At 69.2% G+C, this 23,039-nt stretch carries 16 protein-coding genes; 12 read left to right on the top strand and 4 right to left on the bottom strand.

What is annotated here, in order from left to right; genetic code table 11:
* Nucleotides 1-62 precede the first annotated feature (62 nt).
* From ABZ664_RS07530 to ABZ664_RS07520, 3 genes are all read left to right on the top strand, one after another.
* Entirely contained in the window at nucleotides 63-524 is a 462-nt protein-coding gene (locus ABZ664_RS07530; protein WP_362504499.1) for a hypothetical protein, read from the top strand.
* A 14-nt stretch (nucleotides 525-538) separates the two neighbouring features.
* The gene (locus ABZ664_RS07525) at nucleotides 539-667 is read left to right on the top strand and encodes a hypothetical protein (RefSeq protein WP_362504496.1); all 129 of its coding nucleotides are present in this window, start codon (nucleotides 539-541) and stop codon (nucleotides 665-667) included.
* 271 nt (nucleotides 668-938) lie between these two features.
* Nucleotides 939-1,676 (top strand): GntR family transcriptional regulator, encoded by a 738-nt coding sequence (locus ABZ664_RS07520; RefSeq protein WP_362504493.1) that lies wholly within the window; start codon nucleotides 939-941, stop codon nucleotides 1,674-1,676.
* 665 nt (nucleotides 1,677-2,341) lie between these two features.
* Here the strand turns inward: ABZ664_RS07520 and ABZ664_RS07515 are convergent.
* Nucleotides 2,342-3,322, bottom strand: coding sequence for a Gfo/Idh/MocA family oxidoreductase (locus tag ABZ664_RS07515; protein WP_362504490.1), 981 nt, complete (start codon nucleotides 3,320-3,322; stop codon nucleotides 2,342-2,344).
* Nucleotides 3,323-3,424: 102 nt separating this feature from the next.
* Nucleotides 3,425-5,008 carry a peptide chain release factor 3 gene (locus ABZ664_RS07510; RefSeq protein ID WP_362504487.1) on the bottom strand — a complete coding sequence of 528 codons (1,584 nt, stop codon included), beginning with the start codon at nucleotides 5,006-5,008 and terminating at the stop codon, nucleotides 3,425-3,427.
* A gap of 251 nt (nucleotides 5,009-5,259) precedes the next feature.
* On the opposite strand from ABZ664_RS07510, the gene ABZ664_RS07505 reads away from it, so the two are divergent.
* From ABZ664_RS07505 to ABZ664_RS07480, 6 genes are all read left to right on the top strand, one after another.
* The gene (locus ABZ664_RS07505) at nucleotides 5,260-6,021 is read left to right on the top strand and encodes a protein phosphatase 2C domain-containing protein (protein ID WP_362505108.1); all 762 of its coding nucleotides are present in this window, start codon (nucleotides 5,260-5,262) and stop codon (nucleotides 6,019-6,021) included.
* Between the two features lie 578 nt (nucleotides 6,022-6,599).
* Nucleotides 6,600-7,220: a hypothetical protein gene (locus tag ABZ664_RS07500; RefSeq protein ID WP_362504484.1), complete on the top strand. Its 621-nt coding sequence runs from the start codon at nucleotides 6,600-6,602 to the stop codon at nucleotides 7,218-7,220.
* Nucleotides 7,221-7,233: 13 nt separating this feature from the next.
* Nucleotides 7,234-9,372: a flotillin family protein gene (locus ABZ664_RS07495; protein WP_362504481.1), complete on the top strand. Its 2,139-nt coding sequence runs from the start codon at nucleotides 7,234-7,236 to the stop codon at nucleotides 9,370-9,372.
* Nucleotides 9,369-14,420 carry a DNA repair ATPase gene (locus tag ABZ664_RS07490; protein ID WP_362504478.1) on the top strand — a complete coding sequence of 1,684 codons (5,052 nt, stop codon included), beginning with the start codon at nucleotides 9,369-9,371 and terminating at the stop codon, nucleotides 14,418-14,420. Before ABZ664_RS07495 ends, ABZ664_RS07490 begins: the two co-directional genes overlap by 4 nt.
* Before the next feature lie 50 nt (nucleotides 14,421-14,470).
* Nucleotides 14,471-14,851, top strand: a complete 381-nt coding sequence (locus ABZ664_RS07485; protein WP_362504475.1) for a DUF488 family protein — start codon at nucleotides 14,471-14,473, stop codon at nucleotides 14,849-14,851.
* Between the two features lie 199 nt (nucleotides 14,852-15,050).
* Nucleotides 15,051-15,881 carry a phosphoribosylaminoimidazolesuccinocarboxamide synthase gene (locus ABZ664_RS07480; RefSeq protein ID WP_362504472.1) on the top strand — a complete coding sequence of 277 codons (831 nt, stop codon included), beginning with the start codon at nucleotides 15,051-15,053 and terminating at the stop codon, nucleotides 15,879-15,881.
* A gap of 243 nt (nucleotides 15,882-16,124) precedes the next feature.
* Here ABZ664_RS07480 and ABZ664_RS07475 read toward each other — a convergent pair whose 3' ends face one another.
* Complete coding sequence (locus tag ABZ664_RS07475) at nucleotides 16,125-16,928, bottom strand: PP2C family serine/threonine-protein phosphatase (protein WP_362504469.1); 804 nt, start codon at nucleotides 16,926-16,928, stop codon at nucleotides 16,125-16,127.
* A gap of 84 nt (nucleotides 16,929-17,012) precedes the next feature.
* Between ABZ664_RS07475 and ABZ664_RS07470 the strand changes: the two genes are divergently transcribed.
* Genes ABZ664_RS07470 through ABZ664_RS07460 form a run of 3 tightly spaced genes read left to right on the top strand, consistent with a single transcriptional unit; the run spans nucleotide 17,013 to nucleotide 20,908 of the window.
* Nucleotides 17,013-18,980 (top strand): N-6 DNA methylase, encoded by a 1,968-nt coding sequence (locus tag ABZ664_RS07470; RefSeq protein WP_362504466.1) that lies wholly within the window; start codon nucleotides 17,013-17,015, stop codon nucleotides 18,978-18,980.
* 25 nt (nucleotides 18,981-19,005) lie between these two features.
* A complete protein-coding gene (locus tag ABZ664_RS07465) occupies nucleotides 19,006-19,899 on the top strand; it encodes a serine/threonine-protein kinase (protein WP_362504464.1) in 894 nt (297 codons plus the stop codon).
* Between the two features lie 46 nt (nucleotides 19,900-19,945).
* Nucleotides 19,946-20,908, top strand: a complete 963-nt coding sequence (locus ABZ664_RS07460; RefSeq protein ID WP_362504462.1) for an MBL fold metallo-hydrolase — start codon at nucleotides 19,946-19,948, stop codon at nucleotides 20,906-20,908.
* A 45-nt stretch (nucleotides 20,909-20,953) separates the two neighbouring features.
* Here the strand turns inward: ABZ664_RS07460 and ctaD are convergent, their stop codons facing one another.
* Entirely contained in the window at nucleotides 20,954-22,621 is a 1,668-nt protein-coding gene (ctaD, locus tag ABZ664_RS07455) for a cytochrome c oxidase subunit I (protein WP_362505105.1), read from the bottom strand.
* Nucleotides 22,622-23,039 lie beyond the last annotated feature (418 nt).

Below are 23,039 nucleotides of genomic sequence, written 5' to 3'. Positions count from 1 at the left end.
TCCCGACAATAATCATTCCGAGAGATATGTACTCTAAACTTCGCCACTACATCATTGCCGCTGTGACGACTTTACTCGTGTTGGGAGGGGGCATTTTTTGGTTAATGTTCTGGGGACCACTCGGATATGGATGCACCAACTCCGACAAGCGCCTCGCTCCCGCTTTAAAGTCGTTGGACATCTTTGATTATCGCCCTCTGGGTGCAATTCCAGAAAAAGATATCCAAACTGGATGTGAGCCTGACGATCGATACGCATACGCCGAGATAACGTATCGATTTTCGAGCTCCAAGGACAGTCTATTATCTTTCTACAGAAATGCAGCTATCGTCGATGGCTGGACTTTCGAAGCCCCTCTATTGGGCCCTGAGAGCCAGGACAGCAAATTGTGCTTCAGCAAACCAGTTGGAGATACCACCGCACTTCTTTTCCTGAATATTCTCCAGGACAAAGATAAAGACCAGAACGGTAGGTACTTGATAGGCGCGGCCGCCAGTCACAGTGGTTCCGCCTCATGCTTCTGAGGTGAAGCTCGGTCGTGCACGCCCACAACATCCGGGTCAAGCTGACCGCCGTCGCGATGAGCCCGCTGAACAAGACTCTGAAGACCCACCTGTTCTCGGAAGGCCAGCGAATCGGCACCGCGTTGACCACTCTGCGCCTCTGAGCGGCTCCATCGTCTTTCGAGGCGCCCCGGCCCATGACGGCCGGGACGCTTTACGTATTTTCGGGATCTTCCGGTGTTTCCAGGGTGTCTCGGGCCTCTCCGGGCGCGAGGAGAGGGGGATCACGGCCACATGGGCACTATGGCGTGGGATTCCGTGTGTCGCCCTCCCCGAGCCAGAGGAGGTCGGTCGGTCAGTGGCAGCTCTATAGTGTTCTAGAGCACCGGCAAAGTCAATCGCTGATTCAGAGTGCACTAGAACAGGGGTCTCATGATGGCTGACAGTCCACAGGCGATGGCTCCGTACAGGCGGATCGCCGCCCAGATCAAGGCCAGGATCAAGAGCGGGGAGATCCGGCCCGGCGACCGGATTCCTTCGGTGCGGGAGATCATGCGTGACGAGGGGGTCTCCACCGCGACAGCCACCAGGGTCGCGGCCGTGCTGAGGGCGGAAGGCTACGCGGAGTCGGTTCCGGGGATCGGCACCCTGGCCAACCTGCCGAAGAAGATCACGTCGGGCTCCGATCGCCTCCAGATGCTGCGGGCGAACGGGAGCGGCTACCGCGAGGGCGAGCGAGTTGAGATCTTGAGCGCCGGTCTCGTTCCGGCACCCGAGGCGGTCGCGGACGCGCTGGAGATCGAAGAGGGAGTTGCCGTCGTCCAACGGCGTCGCGCCTACTACGACGACAGAGGGCTCGTGGCGCTGTCCACCTCATGGCTTCCGGGCGAGCTGGGCCAAGCGGTGCCCGAGCTACTGGTCGCGGAACCACTCCCGAGAATGACCTTCGGGCTGGTCGAGGACAGGGCGGGCCGACGGGCCGTCAGGCGGCGCGACATCGTCGCCATCAGGCCGGTCCCTGAGGACATCGCCCCGGCGCTCGGCATGGAAAACGGTCAACCGGCACTCACCATGACCAACCTCTACTGGGACCAGCACGACGAGGTGACCGAGTACGCCGTGGACTTTCTCGGCCCCGGCCGCGAACTCTCAGCCGACTACGCCCTGGAATAGCCCCTCGACCGGATGGCGCGACTAGACAAGGAGACGGTCCACCTTGTCCTGACCTCTGCAGGTATCGCCCTACCTCGGCGGTGATCGACGGGTGACATCCGAGGCCGGAATGCTTGCGACATGAGTGGTGAAACCCGTGACATCGTGGGAGAACTGCCGCGTCGGACAGCCAAGGGCGATCGCTATGAGACCGGTGTCCACGACGAGGGTCTTGCAGCGCGCGCCGGTAGTGCGGCCTGTGGCGCCTCAGCCCTGGACTGGGTCGTGCACGGAACGCTTCAGCTACGGCGACCCACCCTGAACGCGCCTTCAAAGACGCTTCAGCGACAGCGGGTCGCCAGGGCGGCCGGAAAGAAAGCAACTACGGCCCGCACCCCGCACGGCCGGAACACGTGCAGCGGAGGTGGGCGGGTGCTCCGGCCGGCTTAAAAAGAGCCCGCAACCACCACGCCCGAGCAGGCCGGAGGCCTGAAACACCAGAGCGCAACTGAGACGGCCGGCCGGAGCACCCGCCCACCGCAGCGGGCACAAAGAGCACCCGCTCGCCATACGCGGGCACGAACACCAACCACACCGGCGCAATGAGCACCCGCACAGCGCACCCGGAAAACTCCGGGTGCGCCGAAAGGGAACAGCCCCAGCTATAAGAAAAAACGCCCGCTCAACTACTCACCAGGAAAACGGACACCCACCTGCGAGCGGACCTCGTCCAGGATGCCCATCACGTCCAAAGTCGCCTGCCAGGGCATCAGCGGGCTCTCCAGCAGCCCCTCCCGCAGGCAGCGCATCGCCTCGACCGCCTCGTGCAGCATGCCCTTGCCCTCGAAGGGGACGTGGAAGGTCTCCGACTCGCCCTCGGTGGGGTGCAGGACGAAGGTGTCGGGGCGGAAGAACGGGCCAGGCACCTCGATCCGGCCGAGCGGGCCGGAGATGGATGCGGCGACCGGGCTGTGCGTGGTGAGGCCGCAGGACAGCAGAGCGACCGCTCCGTTGTCGTAGCCGAGCAGTACGCCGGTGTTCTCGTCCACCCCCTCGGGGGTGAGCCGGGCCCAGGAGCGCACACCGGCCGGGACACCGAGCACCATGTGAGCGAAGGAGACCGGGTAGACGCCCACGTCGAGCAGGGCGCCGCCGCCGAGTTTCGGGTTGCGGAGCCGGTGCTCGGGCGGGACGGAGACGGAGAAGCCGAAGTCGGCGTGGACGGTGTTGACCGGGCCGATGGCGCCTCCCTCGACCAGTTCCATGACCTTGCGGACGGCCGGGAGGCAGCGCGTCCACATCGCCTCCATCAGGAACAGGCCCCGCTCCCGCGCGAGGTCGACCAGCGCGGCGGCCTCGCCTCGGTTGAGGGTGAACGCCTTCTCGCACAGGACGGCCTTGCCTCCTTCGAGGCAGGTCCGTACGGCGTCGTGGTGGGCGTTCTGGGTGTTGGCCACGTAGACGATGTCCACGTCGGGGTCGGCGGCCAGCTCAGCCCAGCTTCCGTGGGCCCGCGGGATGCCGTGCCGGTCGGCGAAGGCCCGTGCGGACTCCTCCGACCGCGATCCGACCGCGACCACCTCGGCGTCCGGCAGGAGCTTCAGGTCCTCGGTGAAGGTCGTGGCGATACCGCCGGTCGCCAGAATTCCCCACTTAATCACGCTCATAACGACATATCTCACCATGAATGTGCAACGAGAAGGTCTCCTGACCTCCCCGTCTCACTTCACGCGAGCCTCACCCGGGCCCCACCCGGCCCGTACCCCCGCTCACCCGCGTGTGTCCGCGAGCAGCGCGTTCAGCACCAGGTCGGGGTGGTCGCGCAGCACGCCGCGCATGCGCCACTCGTCGGTGAACAGCGCGAGCAGCACCCCGTCGAGCGAGCGGGTGAAGACCTCCACCCCGCGCTGGCGGGCCAGGATCAGCGCCGACTCGGCATCGGTGAGCCTGGCGATGCTGAAGTCGAGCCGGTCCATCAGGATCTCGGTGTTGAACTCGGCGGCCATCCGGTGCTTGACCACGTCGAACTGCATCGGACCCACCGCCGCGAGCACCGGCGACTGGTCGCCGCGGACGTCGGAGCGCAGCACCTGGACCACGCCCTCGGCGTCGAGCTGCTCGATGCCCTTGCGGAACTGCTTGGAGCGGCTGGAGTCGCGGACCCTGGCGGTGGAGAAGTGCTCGGGGGCGAAGCTCGGGATCCTCGGGAACTCGACGGGCGGGCCGTCATACAGCGTGTCACCGGGCCGCAGCGCGCTGGCGTTCACCAGTCCGACCACGTCGCCGGGATAGGCCTCGTCGATCGTGGCGCGCTCCTGGCCGAAGACCGACTGGGCGTACTTGGTGGCGAACGGGCGGGCGGTGGCCGCGTGGACGAGCACCATGCCGCGCTCGAACCTGCCCGAGCAGACCCGTACGAAGGCGATGCGGTCGCGGTGCGAGGGGTCCATGTTGGCCTGCACCTTGAAGACCAGGCCGGAGAACGGCTCCTCCAGCGGACGCGGGTCCTCGGCGACGTCCGGGCGGGGTGTGGGCGCGGGGGCGATGTCGACCATGGCGTCCAGCAGGCGGCCGACGCCGAAGTTGGACAGCGCGGCCCCGAACAGCACCGGGGTCGACTCGTGCGCCTCGAAGGTCTTCTGGTCGTGGTCGGCGCCGATCGCCGAGAGCAGGTCGATCTCGTCCTTGGCCCGCTCCCAGTCGTCGCCCAGCTCCGCGAGGGCCTGCTCGGCGCTCAGGTCGGTCTCGATCGCCTTGGTGGCGCCGCCGGGGGTGCGGGTGTAGCGGACGATCCGGTCGTCGGTGCGGTCGGCCACACCGTGGAAGAAGCCGCCGGTGCCGATCGGCCAGGTGATCGGTGTCGGCTTCAGGCCGGTGCGCTCCTCGATCTCGTCCAGCAGCTCCAGGGCCTCGCGCCCCGGCCGGTCCCACTTGTTGACGAACGTGATCACGGGGATGCGGCGGTGCCGGCAGACCTCGAACAGCTTCAGGGTCTGCGGCTCCATGCCCTTGGCCGCGTCCAGCAGCATGACCGCGCAGTCGACGGCGGCCAGCACCCGGTAGGTGTCCTCGGAGAAGTCGGCGTGGCCGGGGGTGTCGACCAGGTTGAACATGTGCCCGCGATACTCGAACCGGAGCGCGGCGGAGGTGATCGAGATGCCCCTGGCCTTCTCCATCTCCATCCAGTCGGAGGTGACCCCGCGCCGCCCGGACTTGCCGTGCACCGCACCCGCCTGGCTGATCGCGGAGGCGTGCAGCGCCAGTGCCTCGGTCATGGTCGACTTACCCGCGTCGGGGTGGCTGATCACCGCGAACGTGCGACGACGAGCCGCCTCCTGAATGATCGCGGCCATTACTGATCTCCTAGCGATGCGTGAGGTGGGGCAATCCGGGCACAGTGCGGGGGTATCGAAGGGACCCCGCGTGGCGCTGAAAACAGCTTACGCGCCACCGTGGGTGTCAACAGATGTGGCAACACTTCCCCAGGCCGCTTGCGTCACCATGGTGTTAAGTGGATTGTGGAACATCTCGGTTCGCCCTATGCCCATCCCAACTGTCCGAAAGCGGCTCAGCTCGTGCAACTCGACGATCTAGTGATGTGCAGATGATCACGCTGCGCTATACGGCAGGTTCCGACGTCGGCCGGATCCGGCAAGGCAACGAGGACGCCGCCTACGCGGGCGCCCGGCTTCTCGCCGTCGCCGACGGGATGGGCGGCCACGTGGGCGGGGAGGTCGCCAGCTCGGCGGCGATCGCCAGCGTCGCCTCCCTGGACCATGAGTGCCCCGGCGACCTCGCCGCCGCAGCAGAGGCGGGGGTCCGCAAGGCCAACCAGCGCCTGCGCGAGCTGGTCGAGGAGGATCCCTCGCTCACCGGCATGGGCACCACCCTGACCCTGATGCTCTGGAACGGCTCGCGCGTCGCCCTCGCCCACATCGGCGACTCCCGCGCCTACCTTCTGCGCAACGGTGACCTGTACCAGATCACCTACGACCACACCCTGGTCCAGACGCTGATGGACGACGGCCGGATCACCGCCGAGGAGGCCGCCCGCCACCCGCACCGGTCGATCCTGCTGCAGGTCCTCGACGGCGGCGACAACCTTGAGCTCGACCTCTCCCTGCGGGACGCCGAGCTCGGTGACCGCTATCTGCTCTGTTCCGACGGGCTGTCGGGGGTGGTCGACGCCGAGCGGCTCCGTCAGGTGCTGGCCGAGGTCGACGATCTCGACGAGGTGACGCGGCAGCTGATCGCGCTCGCCTGCGAGGCGGGCGGGCCCGACAACATCACCTGCGTGGTCGCCGACGTGGTCGAGGGGGAGATGTCGGACACCTCGGTGGTGGTCGGCTCGGCCAATCCCCCGTAGGGACCGGACTCGGCGAGAGCCTGCCTCCCGCGAAGACCGGACCATCGCGGGAATCAACCCCTCGAAGAGACCTGACTCTCACGGGGGAACCGGCTCATGGGCGCCCTCTCGCGTAGGAAGAGCCGTTCCGGTACGTGATGGGTCCTGGTCGCCGCCGGAGACAACGGCTATCGTCGGAGATCCTCGCCGATCACCGCCCCGGAGGGATGTCCTCATGTACAAGGAGTTCGCCATCGAGGCCGTCGTGTGGCTCATTCCGATCGTGATCCTCGTCGGTCTCGCCTACATGATCACTCGCCCCGCCTGACCTCCGCGACGGCTCCCCGGAGCATCTTCTCGCGACAGAGCCGAGGACGCGGAGCCCGCTCCCGCTCCTCCGCTTCCGCATGCCCCCGTCGCTCTGCCCCGCCCCTGCCACAGGCCCTCGTACGCGCCGGCAGCCGCTGCGACTAAAGATCATGCGGATTTTGTCCGCTTCGGGAACTATCTCCTTTAACTGTTCTTTATCTGTATATAGTCACCTACACGTGTTCAGGGGACCACGTTCCGATAGATCAGCGGGGGGATTTCGCACGCCGATGGGCCAGTTCGTCGATGCCGCACTGTCTTTTCCGACCGTCCTGTTCACGTTCCTGCTTCTGGTGATCATCGGGTACTGGGTGCTCATCGTGGCCGGGGTGTTCGGGTTCGACGGTGACAGCGGCGACGGCGGTGACGGTGCCGAGGCGACGGGAGCCACCGGTTTCCTCAGCGGCCTGGGACTCGGCGGAGTCCCGGCCGCGGTGGTCGTCTCGCTGCTGGTCGTCGTCGCGTGGTTCGCGAGCCTGGTGGGCGGCACGCTGTTCACGAGCACCCCCGCCCTGGTCGCCGTACTGGTCGCGGCACTGGTCTGCGCCTGGGCGTGCACGCGCCTCGTCGTCCTTTCACTGCGACGGCTCGTCCCGAAGGAGCGCGTCCCCTCCCGCGCCGACTTCGTGGGCCGCGTGTGCGTCATCCGCACGCGCCGCGTCGGCCGTGACTTCGGCCAGGCCGAGGTCACCTCCGCCGACGGCTCTTCCGCTCTCGTTCAAGTACGACAGACCGGTGACGAGGTTTTCGCCGCCGGCAGCGTCGCCCTGATCTTCGCCTATGACTCCCCCGGCGAGTTCTTCTGGGTGATGCCGTACGACGCGGAACTCGACCCTGATCGTTCCATTTAACCGAGGGGCCACATTGGACGTCATCTCCACCGGGCTCGGCATCCTTCTCGCCGTCGTCCTCCTCGTCGTCATCGGCATGCTCTTTATGATCAGCCGGTTGTTCTACAAGGTGGAACAGGGCAAGGCCCTGATCATCTCGAAGATCAACAAGGTTGACGTCACCTTCACCGGCGCCGTCGTGCTGCCCGTCTTCCACAAGTCCGAGCTGATGGACATCTCGGTGAAGACCATCGAGATCGCGCGCACCGGCCGTGAGGGCCTGATCTGCCGCGACAACATCCGCGCCGACATCCGCATCACCTTCTTCGTGCGCGTCAACAAGACCGTCGAGGACGTGGTGAAGGTCGCCCAGGCCATCGGCACCGCACGCGCGAGCGACCAGGAAACGCTGCAGGAACTGTTCAACGCCAAGTTCTCCGAGGCGCTCAAGACGGTCGGCAAGCAGCTCGACTTCGTGGACCTCTACACCCAGCGTGACCAGTTCCGCGACCAGATCATCCAGATCATCGGCACCGACCTCAACGGCTACAGCCTTGAGGACGCGGCCATCGACTACCTGGAGCAGACCTCTCTGGCCTCCCTGGACAGGAACAACATCCTCGACGCGCAGGGCATCAGGAAGATCACTGAGCTCACCGCCATCGAGCACGTTCGGACCAACGAGTTCCAGCGGCGTGAGGAGAAGGAGATCACCCGCCAGAACGTGGACGCGCGGGAGGCGATCCTGGAGCTGGAGCGCCGCCAGGCCGACGCGGAGACCAAGCAGAAGCGCGAGGTCGAGACCATGCGCGCCCGCGAGGAGGCGGAGACCGCCAAGGTCCAGGCCGAGGAGCGGCTCAAGGCGCAGGCCGCGCACCTGCGTACCGACGAGCAGCTCGGCGTCCAGCACGAGAACCAGGCCCGTGAGATCGCGGTGGCGGCGAAGAACCGCGAGCGGGTCATCGCCATCGAGACCGAGCGCATCGAGAAGGACCGCCTGCTCGAGGTGATCGCCCGCGAGCGCGAGACCGAGCTGTCGCGCATCTCCAAGGACAAGGAGCTGGAGGGCGAGAAGCGCTCCATCGCCGAGGTGATCCGCGAGCGGATCGTGGTGGAGAAGACGGTCGCCGAGCAGGAGGAGAGCATCAAGCGCCTGCGCGTGGTCGAGGAGGCCGAGCGGACCCGCCAGGCAGTGATCATCCAGGCAGAGGCCGAGGCGCAGGAGAGCCTGGTCAAGGACATCAAGGCGGCCGAGGCCTCCGAGGCCTCGTCCAAGCACAGGGCGCGCGAGGCGCTGGTGCTGGCCGAGTCGCGGCAGCAGGCGGCCGAGCTCGACGCCCGCGCCAAGATCCGTCTCGCCGAGGGCGTGCAGGCCGAGGCCGCCGCCGTCGGCCTGGCCGAGGTGCAGGTACGCGAGCGGGACGCCGCGGCGATCGAGAAGGTCGGCCGCGCCGAGGCCGCCGTCGAGCGGGAGAAGGCGCTCGCGGTCGCCGAGGGCGAGCAGGCCAGGGCCCACGCCGTGGCCACCGCGGTCCGCGAGAAGCTCAAGGCCGAGGCCGAGGGCGAGCAGGCCATGGCGCTCGCCGCGGCCGCGACGGTCGGCGAGAAGCTCAAGGCCGAGGCCGAGGGTCTCACCGAGAAGGCCGCGGCGATGGCCGCGCTCACCGACGCGACCCGCTCCCACGAGGAGTACCGCCTGCGACTGGAGGCCGAGAAGGAGATCCGCCTCGCCGGGGTGAACGCCCAGTTCAAGATCGCCGAGGCGCAGGCCTCCGTGGTGTCGGCCGGACTGTCCAAGGCCAACATCGACATCGTCGGCGGCGACACCGTGTTCTTCGACCGGCTGATGAACTCGATCGGCATGGGCAAGGCCGTGGACGGCTTCGTGGAGAACTCCGACGTCACCCGCACCCTGGCCGGACCCTACCTGGACGGCTCGGCGAGCCTCCCCGCCGACCTGGGCAAGGTGATCGGCTCGATCGACACCGCCGACGTGCGCAACCTCTCGCTGTCCGCGCTGCTGATGAAAATGATCAATGAGGGCGGTCCCGACGCGGACAAACTGCGCGGCCTGCTGAGTGAGACCCCGGCGGCCACGACCGAGGTCCCCGTCGCCGCGCTCGACACCGTCGGCAACTCCACCGGCAACTCCACCGGATCCGTCAAGCGGTGACGTCCTCCACGGCGGAGGCCGTCACCGGCGCCCCCGGCGAGGGGGCGGGGCTGGACGCGGGCACCTACGAGGTGCTCCGCGCCCGGCTGGCCGAGCAGGCCGCCGAGCTGGCCCGGCAGTCCGACGCGCTCAACGCCGAACGCCTCGCGGTGTTCGGCGGGGCCGAACTGCGTCTCATCGGCACCGAGCGGATACGCACCGAGAACAACTGCGTGCCGCGCGACATCGTCTCGGTCGGCGGGCTCATGCTCTTCGGCTACAACGTGTTCATCGGGATGAAGCCGGAGACGGCCGTCGAGGACGTCTTCTCCGCGCACACGTTCGTCCGGGAGGACGGGAACGGCGGGAGCGGTGGAAGCACGGAGAACGGCGGGGACGGCGGGAGCACGTTCCGCTTCGACCCCGCGCCGATGTTCCGCGACCCGCGCTTCGAGCGGGACTTCTCCGACCTCTACCGGTACTACCGGGAGACCCGGCTGCTCCAGCTCCGCCGGGTCGATGGCAAGATGCTCGCCGTCTTCCAGACCGGCCCGCAGGACACGCGCGTGCTGCGCTGGCAGGTCGATGCCGACGGCACGCTCTCGTACATCGACGACCGTGGCGAGCGCGACCACACCTTCCCGCCCTCGCACGACTTCGAGTGGATCCCCACCACCCGCGACGACCACGTGCTGGGCCGCCACCCGCACATCTCGATCGAGGGCGAGGTGTTCGTCGAGACCGTCGGCGGCGACCTCACCATCAAGATCGAGAACAACACCGAGAGCGGGGAGGGCATCTACCGCGAGCCCGTCGCGGAGCCACTGCAGAGCCTCGCCGACGCGGAGGTCCACCACGCCAGGGTCGGCCCGCTGATCCTGCTGCGCGTGCGGCCGTACAAGGAACCCGAGTGGCGCCATCTGGTGTTCAACACCCGGACCAAGGAGGTGGTCCGCCTCGACGGCATCGGGCAGGCCTGCCAGCGCCTGCCCGAGGATCAGGGGATCATCTTCCCCGGCGGCTACTACCTGTCCACCGGGGTGAACAAGACGTTCGACACCGACGTGTCCGAGCTGGAGTTCGAGCGGGTCATCCGCTCCCCCAACGGCGAGGACGTGCTGTACGTCTTCCACGCCCGCGCCGAGGGCCGGTCGCTGCTGCTGCCGTACAACGTGATCCGCAAGCGGGTGGAGACCCCGCTGTCCTGCCACGGGTACTCGCTGTTCGACGACGGCACGCTGGTCGTCTTCAGGGCCACCTCCGACGAGCCCACCCGGGTCCACCCCATGCAGGTCTGGCAGACGGCCTACCAGTCGGACGTCTACGCGGCCGGCCGCCCGGTCGGCACCGGGCCGCTGGAGCGGATCGGCAACGCGGAGCTGGTGCGCGGCATCTCCGACTGCCTCTCGGTGGCGCGGATGGTCGAGGAGATGGCGCCGTCGATCCCGGTCTTCGAGGCGCTGATCGCCTCCTGCGCCCGGGTCTTCGACCACTACCACTGGCTGGGCGAGCACCGACTGCGCGGCCCGCTCGCCGACCTGCGGGCCACCGCCGAGCAGGTGCTGGACGAGTTCGAGAAGGTCCAGTCGCTCACCCGGCAGGCCGCCGAGGCGCTGGAGACCGCCGAGGCCGAGGTCACCGCGCTCGTACGGCTCGCGCGGGGCGACGCGCCCAGGTCCGCGCGAGGCTGGATCGACCGGCTGTCGGAGCTGCGGCGGTCGCAGGGACATCTGGTGACCCTGCGCGAGCTGCGCCACGTCGACACCGCGAGGATCGACGCGCTCGACGCGGAGCTCACCACCGAGCTGGGCGGTACCGCGCGGCGCGCGGCGGAGTTCCTGCGGGGAGACGACGCCTTCGCCGGATACCACGCGGAGGTCGAGCGGCTGGTCGCCGACGCGGGCGCCATCGCGACCGTGGCCGAGGCGGGGCCGGTCGGCGAACGGCTGGAGGGGCAGGCCCGCGGCCTGGAGATCGTGGTCGAGGTGGTCGGCACGCTCGACATCGCCGACGCCACGGTGAGGACCGCCATCCTGGAGCGGGTCGGCGAGGTGCTGGGCGGGGTGAACCGCGCCCGCGCCACCCTGGAGGCCCGGCGCGCGGAACTGCTCGCCGGTGAGGGGCGGGCGGCCTTCGCGGCCGAGTACGCCCTGCTGGGGCAGGCGATCACCGGGGCGCTCGCGATGTCCGACACCCCCGAGCGCTGCGACGAGCAGCTGGGCCGCCTGATGCTCCAGCTGGAGAACCTGGAGTCGCGCTTCACCGAGTTCGACGACTTCCTGGGGCAGCTCGCCTCCAAGCGGGAGGACGTCTACGAGGCGTTCTCCTCGCGCCGCCAGGCGCTGCTGGACGAGCGGGCCCGCCGCGCCGACCGGCTGGCCGACTCGGCGACGCGCATCCTGTCGAGCGTGCGGCGCCGGGTGGCCGGGCTGACGTCGCTGGACGAGGTCAACACCTACTTCGGGTCCGACCCGATGGTGCTCAAGCTGAAGGGCGTGGCCGGGGAGCTGCGCGCGCTGGGCGACCAGGTGCGCGCCGAAGAGCTCGAGGGCCGGATCAAGTCGGCCCGCCAGGAGGCGGGCCGCGCCCTGCGCGACCGGCTCGACCTCTACAGCGACGGCGGGGAGACCATCCGGCTCGGCCGCCACCTGTTCGCGGTCAACACCCAGGCGGCCGACCTCACCCTCGTCCCCCACCAGGACGGTATGGCCTTCGCCGTCACCGGGACCGACTACCGCTCCCCGGTGCGCGACGCGGCCTTCGAGGAGACCCGGCCGTTCTGGAACCAGCTGACGGTCTCGGAGTCGCCCGAGGTCTACCGGGGCGAGCACCTCGCCGCCTCGATCCTCGCCGCCGCCGAGGCCGGAGCCCCGCTCACGCCAGGCACGGGCGGGAACGGTGGGAGCATGGTCTCCCTGGACGCGCTGCACGAGGCCGCGGTGGACGGCGGGGAGCTGCTGGAGATCGTCCGCAAGGTCGCGGAGACCCGGTACGACGAGGGTTACGAGCGGGGCGTCCACGACCACGACGCCACCGCGATCCTGCGGGCCGCGCTCCGTCTGCACGCGGGCGCGGGCCTGCTGCGCTACCCGCCCGCCGCGAGGGCCGCCGCCCAGCTCTTCTGGGCCTTCGGCACCGACGAGGCGGCCCGCGCGGCGTGGACCACCCGGGCGACGTCGCTCGTGCGGGCACGGACCCTGTTCGGCAGGGTGGAGGCGGTCCAGGAGACCCGCGCCGCCCTCGGCTCCGCGATCGCGTCCTTCTGCCGGGATCTCCTCGGTGACGCGGGAGAGGCGGGCGTCTTCGAGCTGGCCGGGGAGTATCTCTTCGAGGAGCTGCCCGGCAAGCCGTTCGGTTTCGTGACCGGTGCGGGAGCCCGATCGCTGCTCGACCGGTTCGACCGGGCGCTGGGACCGGCGCGCGGGGAGTTCGAGGACGACCTGCGGGCGCTCGGCGACGACCTCGCCGCACGCCACCGCCTGGCCGAGGCGTGGCTCTCGGCCTTCGACGTCTCGGCTCCGGGCTCCGGCATGGACGCGGCGCCGGCCGGAGGCGCGGGACGGGCTTCGGGGGCCGGTTCCGCGGAGCTGGTGGAGGCGGTGGCCGTACTGCTGTGCGAGGTGCCCCGGCACGACTCCTCCGCGGCGCTGACCGCCACGGTCGAGGGGCTGCTCGGCACGCACCCCCGGATCTCCGGGCACGCGATGGAGCTGCGCCTGGACGAGTTCCTGACCAGGACCCGGCACTTCCGCGACCACCGCGTCCCCGCGTACCGCGCCTACCAGAAGCGGCGCAACGAGCTGGTCGCGGCCGAGCGCGAGCGGCTGAGGCTGGAGGAGTTCCAGCCGAAGGTGATGACCGCCTTCGTCCGCAACCAGCTGCTCGACGAGGTCTACCTGCCGCTGATCGGCGACAACCTGGCCAAGCAGCTCGGCGCGGCCGGGGACGCCAAGCGGACCGACCAGATGGGCATGCTGCTGCTCATCTCCCCGCCGGGCTACGGCAAGACCACCCTCATGGAGTACGTGGCCAACCGGCTCGGGCTGATCTTCGTCAAGGTCAACGGCCCCGCCCTGGGCCACCTGGTGACCTCGGTGGACCCGGCGCAGGCGCCCGACGCGACGGCGCGGCAGGAGATCGAGAAGATCTCCTTCGCGCTGGAGATGGGCAACAACGTCCTGCTGTACCTGGACGACATCCAGCACACCTCCCCCGAGCTGCTGCAGAAGTTCATCTCCCTGTGCGACGGCCAGCGCCGGATGGAGGGCGTCTGGGAGGGGAAGACCCGCACCTACGACCTGCGGGGCAAGCGCTTCGCGGTCTGCATGGCGGGAAACCCGTACACCGAGGCGGGCAAGCGCTTCCGCATCCCCGACATGCTCGCCAACCGCGCCGACGTGTGGAACCTCGGCGACGTGCTGTCGGGACGGGACGAGCTGTTCGCGCTGAGCTACGTCGACAACGCGCTCACCTCCAACCCGGTCCTGGCACCGCTCTCCACCCGCGACCGGGGCGACATCCGCCTCCTGGTACGGCTGGCCCGGGGCGACTCGGGGGTCCGGGCCGACCAGCTCTCCCACCCGTACTCCTCGGTGGAGCTGGAGCAGGTCCTCGCGGTGCTGCGCAAAATGCTGCGGATCCAGCGGGTGGTGCTCGCCAACAACCAGGCGTACATCGCCTCCGCGGCCCAGTCGGACGCGTCGCGGACCGAGCCTCCGTTCCAGCTCCAGGGCTCGTACCGGAACATGAACAAGCTCGCGGCCAGGGTCGTCCCGGTGATGAACGACGCCGAACTGGAGGCCGTGATCGACGACCACTACCTCGGCGAGGCCCAGACCCTCACCTCGGGCGCGGAGGCCAACCTGCTCAAACTCGCCGAGCTGCGCGGCACCATCACCCCCGTACAGGCCGCACGGTGGGCCGAGGTGAAGGCCGCCTACCTGCGCTCCCAAGCCCTCGGCGGCGCGGAGGACGACCCGATGACCCGCGCGGTCGGCGCGGTCGGCCTGCTGGCCGACCGGGTGAGCACCGCCATCGAACACGCCGCCGACCGCCTGTCCCCCGACTGATCGACTCCACCGGGCGGCTGTCATCGCCGTCATCTGGGAATGACCAGGTCATGGCTGACAAACCAGAAGTACGGGTGCGCCGGGTCTACGAGGAGCCGGAGGCCCAGGACGGTGCCCGGGTGCTGGTCGATCGGGTCTGGCCTCGCGGGCTCTCCAAGGAGAAGGCGCATCTTCAGGAGTGGTGCAAGGCGGTGGCGCCCTCGACCGAGTTGCGCAAGTGGTACGGCCACGATCCGGCTCGATTCGAGGAGTTCGGCCACCGCTACCGGGCCGAGCTGAAGGACCCCGAGCGGGCCGCCGCGCTGGAGCACCTGCGGGAGCTGGCGGAGCAGCGAACGGTGACGCTCCTGACCGCGACCAGGCAGGCCGACATCAGCGAGGCCGTGGTCCTGGCCGACCTGCTGCGGAGTCGACCGCGGCGTCCTACGTGAGCCTGGCACCGGAGGAAGCGCGGCCGGGCGAGTAGCGAGGGCCGTCGGCCAAGGGGGGTCGCGAAACTCTCCCCCGAGCAGGTGATGGGGGTGCCCGGTTGCCAGGTCGTCGCCTGATCTCGAATACGGTGGGCAGGTGTCGGTCAGCGGCCGGTGGCCCGCGAGGCGGCCGCCGGGTCGAGCGAGAGCAAGGAACGCAGTGAAGCTTCTTCATTCAGGGAAGGTCCGCGACGTCTACGAGGACCGCGGGGACATCATCCTGGTGGCGTCCGACCGGGTGTCGGTGTACGACGTGATCCTGCCCACCCCGATCCCCGACAAGGGGAAGATCCTTACGCGGCTGTCGCTGTGGTGGTTCGACCGGCTCGCCGACATCGTGCCCAACCACGTGATCTCGGCGACCGACGTGCCCGCCGAGTTCGAGGGGCGCGCGGTGCGGTGCAGGAAGCTGGAGATGGCGAAGGTCGAGTGCGTCGCGCGCGGCTACCTGACCGGGGGCGGGCTGAAGGAGTACCGGGAGCACGGATCGGTCTCCGGCGTACCGCTGCCGCCCGGACTGCTGGACGGCTCCAAGCTTCCCGAGCCGATCTTCACCCCGTCCACCAAGGCGCCGCTCGGGCAGCACGACGAGCCCATCTCCTTCGAGGACGTCGTCGCCCTGGAGGGCGCGGAGGTCGCCGAGGAGTTCAGGCGGATCACGCTGGAGATCTACCGGCGAGGCTCCGAGCTCGCCGCGGAGCGGGGCGTCATCATCGCGGACACCAAGATCGAGCTGGGCTGGGACTCCGAGGGCACCCTCGTGCTCGGCGACGAGGTGCTCACCTCCGACTCCTCCCGTTTCTGGCCCGCCGACCGGTGGGAGCCCGGCCACGCGCAGTTCTCCTTCGACAAGCAGTACGTGCGCGACTGGGCGACCGGCACGGGCTGGGACAAGAAGGAGCCCGCCCCCGAGGTGCCCGCCGAGGTCGTGGAGGTCACCCGGCAGCGCTACATCGAGGCGTACGAACGCATCACCGGCAAAACCTGGTGAGACCAGGAGCCCGGCGCCACAAACGTGCCCGCCGAGGTCGTGGAGGTCACCCGGCAGCGCTACATCGAGGCGTACGAACGCATCACCGGCAAAACCTGGTGAGACCGGGAGCCCGGCCCCGCGAAGCCGCGTGACCTGCTGAATGCCGAGAGCGAGTGCCCTCGGTGAGCGTCGGAGGCCAGTGCCCGCGGGACGGGGGTCCTCCTGCGGAAGAGCATCCTCGGCCGTCCGCGGGGGCGCGGGTCAGAGGGGAAGTTTCCGCTCGACCGCGGCGCCCACGATGGCCGGGCCCGGCTGGGCCGCGCCGACGGGCGCCCCGAAGTCGGCCACGATGCAGGTGATGTTGTCGGGGCCGCCGCCCCGGTTGGCCAGGTCGATGAGCCGGCGGACGGCCTCGTCGGGGTCGGAGATCTCGGTCAGCGTGTTGAACAGGGTCTCGGGGCCGACCACGGCGGTCAGGCCGTCGGAGCAGAGCAGGTAGCGGTCCTGCGGGTATGCCTCGCGCAGCGACAGGTCCAGCTCCCCGTCGCCGGTGCCTTCGAGGACCCGCAGCACCATCGACCGGCGCGGGTGCTCGGCGGCCTGCTCCGGGGTGATCCGCCCCTCGTCCACCAGCGACTGGACCAGGGTGTGGTCGTGGGTGATCTGGTACAGGGCGCCGTCGCGCAGCATGTAGGCCCGGGAGTCTCCCACGTGGGCCAGGGCGAAGGTGGCACCGTTCCAGAGCATCGCGGTCAACGTGGTGCCCATGCCGCGGAGCGTGGGGTCCTGCTCGCTCATGTCGTGCAGCGTGTGGTTCACGTCCCTCGCCGCGCCCTTGAGCGCGGCGAGCAGGTCGACACCGTCGGCGGGCAGGGTGTCGTCCAGCTTCGCCATGGCTGTGACGGCAAGTGAACTGGCGACCTCTCCACCCGCGTGACCACCCATGCCGTCGGCTATGGCGAGCAGGCGCGCACTCGCGTAGCCCGAGTCCTCGTTCGCCTCACGACGGACACCCACGTCGGAGCGGGCCGCGTAGCGCAGTGCAAGTGGTTGGTTCAGTGCCATGAGGGCAGTAAATCATTGGTTGAAGCACTTCACAAGCAAAGTCGTTGTAGACCGTTGCGGCACGGTCAACTACTGTGACCCACCATGGAGGAGAGTCAGGAGATCACCGTGAACGCGGGCGACATCGCCCGGCTCGCCGGGGTCGGCAGGGCTGCGGTGAGCAACTGGCGCCGCCGCCACGAGGACTTTCCCCAGCCGGTGGGCGGCACCACCTCCAGCCCACTGTTCTCCCTGCCCGAGATCGCCGTGTGGTTGCGCGCGAACGGCAAGTCGTTCGAGGTCTCGCTCGGTGACCTGGTCTGGCAGCGGATGCGCACCTCGGTCGACGACCTCAGACTGGGCGAACTCGTGGGCAGGGTCGGCGCGTTCCTGCTCTTCCTGCGCCGTGAACCCGCCCTCTGGCGTGATCATGGTACGAAGTCTCTCACCCGCGTGGCCGAGGTGACGACGGATCTTCCCGGCTCCGCCGATCTTCTTCTGGACGACCTCGCCCTCGTCCGGCTGGTGGCCGAGCTGGCCGCCGAGCGCGACCCGCTGGAGGTCTTCGAGTTCCTGTTCGAACGCTACGCCGAGGCCCACTCCCGCCAGCTCCCGGTCACCAGGGACGACGTGGCCGCGCTCATGGTCCGGCTCGCGGCCGGGGAGGGAGGCGTCGTCCTCGACCCCGCGTGCGGCGTCGGGACACTGCTGCTGGGCGCGGGCTCCCTCGCCGGGCCGCGTACGGGATCACGGACGGGCCGCAAGGGGCGTGCCCGGTCGGGACGGAAGAACGTCCTGATGGGACAGGAGATCAACGAGTCGAACGCGCTGCTCACCGCCGTACGGGTGCTGCTGCGCGGTGCGGAGGCGCGGATCGTCGCCGGCGACTCGCTGCGTGAGGATCGCCTCGCCGGTGAGCTCGCCGACGCCGTGGTCTGTGACCCGCCGTTCAACGAGCGGGTCTGGGGACATGAGGACCTCGCCGGTGACCCGCGCTGGGAGTACGGGCTGCCGCCGCGCGGGGAGTCGGAGCTGGCGTGGGTGCAGCACTGCCTGGCCCGGGTGAGACCGGGTGGCCTGGTGGCGATCCTGATGCCCACCGCCGCCGCCAGCCGCCGTCCCGGCAAGCGGATCCGTGGCAACCTGCTCCGGGCGGGCGCGCTGCGTGCCGTGGTGACGCTCGCACCCGGCGGCCCCGACCTGTGGATTCTCCGCAGGCCCGACGGCGGGCGTCCGCCGTCCCGGCTGCTGCTGGTGGACGCCGGTGACGACCTGTCGATCGTGGAGCCCGCCTGGCGCGCGTACCAGAAGGATCCCGAGGCCGAGCTGTCCGGCGAGAGCAGGACGGTGCGGATCATCGACCTGCTCGACGACGAGGTCGACCTCGCCCCGTCCAGGCGCCGCCCGCAGCACGGCGGCCCCGACCTCCTGCGCGACTTCACCGACGCCCTGGCCGGCTTCAAGGAGACCTCGGCCCTGCTCTCGGACGCCACCCCCGCCCTCCAGCCGCTCGCCGAACGGCAGGACCTGCCGACCACCACGGTCGGCGAGCTGGCCAAGGCGGGACTGATCACGATCCTGCAGGCGCCGGCGAGGATGTCCGCCGACGAGGGCCCCCTGCCGGTGCTGACCGCCGAGGACACCGCGGCGGGCACGCCGCCCTCCGGCCGGACCACCCTCGACCCGGCCCTGGTCATGATCCGGCCGGGTGACGTGGTGACCACCGTGCTGGGCGCGGTCAGGGTGATCACCCACGGCGGCGCGGCGCTCGGCCCGCAGCTCACGCTCTACCGGGTCGATCCGCAGCGGCTCGACTCCGGGTTCCTCGCCGGGTTTTTGCGCTCGGCCGACGCGGCCAGGGTCCATCCCAGCTCCAGCCGCCTCGACGTGCGGCGGGCGCGGGTGCCCGTGCTGCCGCTGTCCGACCAACGGATGTACGGCACCGCCTTCCGTGAGCTGTTCGACCTTGAGGACAAACTGCGCGAAACACGGACGCTGGGGGAAACGCTGATCCGGCTAGGCTTTGACGGACTGGTCGACGGTCATCTCCGGCCGTGCGACCAAAGGGCTTGATGCCCTCAGGTCCAGGGGAGGGTCGATGGTCATCGGCGACCGGTACGTCCTCGACGACCTCCCTCTCGGCCAGGGAGGCATGGGGGCCGTCTACGGCGGTCACGACAAGCATCTCGACCGCAGGGTGGCCGTCAAGTTCCTGAAGTTCCTCACCGGCCCAGACGAGGAGCTGAAGCGGCGTTTCCTGCGCGAGGCCCGCATCCTGGCCAGGCTGGAGCACCCCGGCGCTCCGGTCCTGTACGACTTCGGCACCTTCGACCAGCGGCTCTTCCAGGTGATGCAGTTCATCGAGGGCGTCACCGTGGCCGACGTGGTCAGCGAGCACGGCCCGCTCCCCGTGCCGTGGGCGGCGGCGATCGCCGCCCAGGCGTGCGCGGTGCTGACGGCCGCCCACGCGCTCTCCGTCTGCCATCGCGACCTGAAACCGACCAACCTGATGCTCTGCCCCGACGGGAGCGTGAAGGTCCTCGACTTCGGCCTGGCCGTGCTGCGCGAGGCCGACTCCACCCAGTTCACCCGGGTGGGCCAGATTCTCGGCACCCCGTCGTACATGGCTCCCGAGCAGATCCAGCGCGGCCTGTCCGGCCCCCGCAGCGATCTCTACGCCCTCGGGTGCGTGATCCACGAGATGCTGACGGGCCGCCAGCTGTTCACCGGCCCCACCGAGTACGCCGTGTTCGAGCGCCAGGTGAAGGAACGCCCGCCACCGGTGCCCGGCATCCCTGACGAGCTGAACCGCCTCCTCGCCGACCTGCTGGAGAAGGACCCCGACAACCGTCCCTCGGGAGCCGACGTCCTCTACGAGCGGCTGCAGCCCTTCGCGGTGGACCTGCCGATGCTTCCCGGCTTCCTGCACCCGTCGTCGGTGCCGAGCCCGGGGCGGATGTACGCGCGGATGGTCGGCCGGGTCCTGGATTGAGGCCCTGAACCGAGGTCCTGGGCTGAGGTTCCGGGCTGGGGGGAGAATGCGATTCGTGGAAGGTCGATGGGTCGAGGTGGCGGACCGGGTGCTCGTGCGGCGGTACGCCGAGCTGGACCTGTCCGTGGGGCTGGTCATGGGCGACGGCGGTTGCCTGGTGGTCGACACGCGGGGAGATGAGCGGCAGGGGGCGGAGCTGCTCGCGGAGGTGAGACGGATCACCCGCGACCCGTGGACGGTGGCGATCACCCACTCGCACTTCGACCACAGCTTCGGCACCCGGTCCTTCCTCGACTGCCCGGTCTGGGCGCACGAGGGCTGCCGCGCCGACCTGGTCGAGAACGGCGGCCGGGCGAGGGACGAGTGGGAACGGTACTACCGGGATCTGGAGCGGCCGGACATCGCCGACGACATCGCGAGGACCGAGATCGTGCCGCCGGACCACCTCGTGGCCGACCGGACGCGGCTCGTCGTCGGGGGCCGCCCGGTCGTCCTCGCCCACCTCGGCCGCGGCCACTCCGGCAACGACCTCGTCGTCCACGTGCCGGACGCCGGGGTGATCTTCGCCGGGGACCTGGTGGAGAACGGCGCGCCGCCTGCCTACGAGGACGCCTATCCCCTCGAATGGCCCGCCACGCTCGCCGGGCTCCTCGGCCTGCTCGACCGGCCCGACGACGGTCCCGGTCCCGATGGAACGACCGAGTTCTTCCCCGCCTCCGGTGACACGACCACCTCCACCTCCGGCCCCGGCTCCGGCTCCGGCTCCGGCTCCGGTGGCACGGTCGTTCCCGGGCACGGCGACCCGGTCGACCGCGCGTTCGTCCTCGCACAGCACGCGGAGATCGCCGCCCTCGCCGAGTTGTGCGAGCGGGTGGCGGCAGGTCTGCTCACCCCCGCCGACGCCGTACGCCTGTCGCCGTACCCCGAGGAGACCACCGAGATCGCCCTCGGCCGCGCCGCGGGTAGCCCCTGGGAGGGGCACAGGGAAGGGAGCGGACCGCCTCGTTGAGCCCGGACCCCCTGCCAGTCCGTCGCGTCACCACCGTGCCGCCGGTCAGATCTCCTCTTTGAGCCCCGCCGTCGGGTCGAGCTGGCGCGGCTGCATCGCCACCCTCGGATGGTGCAGGTCGAAGGCGGGCCGTTCAGAACGGATGGCCGGGATCGAGGTGAAGTTGTGCCGGGGCGGGGGGCAGGAGGTGGCCCACTCCAGCGAGTTGCCGAAGCCCCACGGGTCGTCCATCGTCACGCGCGGAGCGTGGCGCGCGGTGTACCAGAGGTTGTACAGGAACGGCAGCGTGGAGAGGCCGAGCAGGAGGGCGCCGATGGAGGAGATCAGATTGAGGGTGGTGAACCCATCGAGCGCGCTGTAGTCGGCGTAGCGGCGCGGCATGCCTTCCGCGCCCAGCAGGTGCTGGACGAAGAAGGTGACGTGGAAGCCGATGAACAGCGTCCAGAAGTGCAGCTTGCCCAGCTTCTCGTTCAGCATCTTGCCGGTCATCTTCGGCCACCAGAAGTAGAAGCCGGAGAACATCGCGAACACCACGGTGCCGAAGACCACGTAGTGGAAGTGCGCGACCACGAAGTACGAGTCGTGCACGTGGAAGTCCAGCGGCGGGGAGGCCATGATGACCCCGGTCAGCCCGCCGAACAGGAACGTCACCAAAAATCCCACGGCGAACAGTATGGGCGTGTCGAATGAGATGTGCCCCCGCCACATGGTGCCGACCCAGTTGAAGAACTTCACCCCGGTCGGGACCGCGATCAGGAACGACATGAACGAGAAGAACGGCAGCAGCACCCGGCCCGTGGCGAACATGTGGTGCGCCCACACCGTCATCGACAACCCCGCGATGGCGATCGTCGCGCCGATCAGGCCGATGTAGCCGAAGAGCGGCTTGCGGCTGAAGACGGGGATCACCTCGGTGATGATGCCGAAGAACGGCAGCGCGATGATGTAGACCTCCGGATGGCCGAAGAACCAGAACAGGTGCTGCCACAGGATCGGCCCCCCGGTCTGCGGGTCGTAGATGTGGGCGCCGAACTTGCGGTCGGCCAGCAGGGCGAGCAGCGCGGCGGCCAGCACCGGAAAGGCCATCAGCACCAGGACACCGGTGAGCAGCGTGTTCCAGGTGAAGATCGGCATGCGGAACATCGTCATCCCCGGGGCCCGCATGCAGATGATCGTGGTGATGAAGTTCACCGAGCCGAGGATCGTGCCGAGCCCGGACATCGTCAGGCCCACGATCCACAGGTCTCCACCGAGCTGCGGGGAGTAGGTCGCGTGGGAGAGCGGCGTGTACCCCGTCCAGCCGAAGTCGGGGGCGCCCCCGCCGGTGAGGAAACCGAAGCTCGCGATGATCCCGCCGAACAGGAAGAGCCAGAAGCTCACCATGTTGAGCCGGGGGAAGGCCACGTCGGGCGCCCCGATCTGCAGCGGCATGACCACGTTCGCGAATCCGGCGAACAGCGGCGTGGCGAACAGCAGCAGCATGAGGGTGCCGTGCATGGTGAACAGCTGGTTGTACTGCGCCGTGGTCAACACCTGCAGTCCCGGCTGGGCGAGCTCCCCCCTGATGACCATGGCCATCAGCCCGGCGAACAGGAAGAAGACGAACGACACCATCAGATACATGTAGCCGATGACCTTGTGGTCGGTGCTGGTGAGCCAGCGCACGACGATCGAGCCCGGCTCCTTCGCACGTGGCGCCAACGGTGAGGTCAGCGGCTCCTCGCGTGACTGTTCGGAGGTCGTCACGACCCACTCCCTTCGAGCCGGCTCGCCCTCGAACCCGCCCTCCCGGAAGACAGGCCATCCTCGGACCGGCCCATCCCCGAAGCGGACCCGCCCCCGAACCGGCCGTTTCAAGTCGGCCGATCCTCCAACAAACCGGATCATCCTCAAATCGGCGCGGCATCTGGATTCCACCGCCTTCTCCCGGCCATCCCCAGGGAAGGCGGCTCCCACTCGCCCGCCTCGCCATCTTGCCCGCGCGATGACCTGGCGATTAATCCTCCTTATCCGCTCCCCGATCATTCCGCGACCCGCGTCCCCCGCTCGCCGCGGCGTCCGTACGCGCCGCATGGGCAACATGGGACGGCCCATCACGCTTGACCCGGGGGCAGAGGGGGCACGCCGCTGG

Source organism: Streptosporangium sp. NPDC006930 (genome assembly GCF_040635605.1).
Lineage (GTDB): Bacteria > Actinomycetota > Actinomycetes > Streptosporangiales > Streptosporangiaceae > Streptosporangium.
The sequence above is the reverse complement of the archived record's forward strand: the minus strand, read 5'-3'. Positions and strand labels throughout refer to the sequence as shown.

What these genes read in the sequence shown, in the direction of transcription:
- ABZ664_RS07520 (WP_362504493.1), top strand. Translation starts at nt 939, where the DNA reads ATGGCTGACAGTCCACAGGCGATGGCTCCGTACAGGCGGATCGCCGCC.
- ABZ664_RS07470 (WP_362504466.1), top strand. Translation starts at nt 17,013, where the DNA reads ATGGAGGAGAGTCAGGAGATCACCGTGAACGCGGGCGACATCGCCCGG.
- ABZ664_RS07475 (WP_362504469.1), bottom strand. Translation starts at nt 16,928, where the DNA reads ATGGCACTGAACCAACCACTTGCACTGCGCTACGCGGCCCGCTCCGAC.
- ABZ664_RS07485 (WP_362504475.1), top strand. Translation starts at nt 14,471, where the DNA reads ATGGCTGACAAACCAGAAGTACGGGTGCGCCGGGTCTACGAGGAGCCG.
- ABZ664_RS07505 (WP_362505108.1), top strand. Translation starts at nt 5,260, where the DNA reads ATGATCACGCTGCGCTATACGGCAGGTTCCGACGTCGGCCGGATCCGG.
- ABZ664_RS07500 (WP_362504484.1), top strand. Translation starts at nt 6,600, where the DNA reads ATGGGCCAGTTCGTCGATGCCGCACTGTCTTTTCCGACCGTCCTGTTC.
- ABZ664_RS07465 (WP_362504464.1), top strand. Translation starts at nt 19,006, where the DNA reads ATGGTCATCGGCGACCGGTACGTCCTCGACGACCTCCCTCTCGGCCAG.
- ABZ664_RS07510 (WP_362504487.1), bottom strand. Translation starts at nt 5,008, where the DNA reads ATGGCCGCGATCATTCAGGAGGCGGCTCGTCGTCGCACGTTCGCGGTG.
- ABZ664_RS07460 (WP_362504462.1), top strand. Translation starts at nt 19,946, where the DNA reads ATGCGATTCGTGGAAGGTCGATGGGTCGAGGTGGCGGACCGGGTGCTC.
- ABZ664_RS07515 (WP_362504490.1), bottom strand. Translation starts at nt 3,322, where the DNA reads ATGAGCGTGATTAAGTGGGGAATTCTGGCGACCGGCGGTATCGCCACG.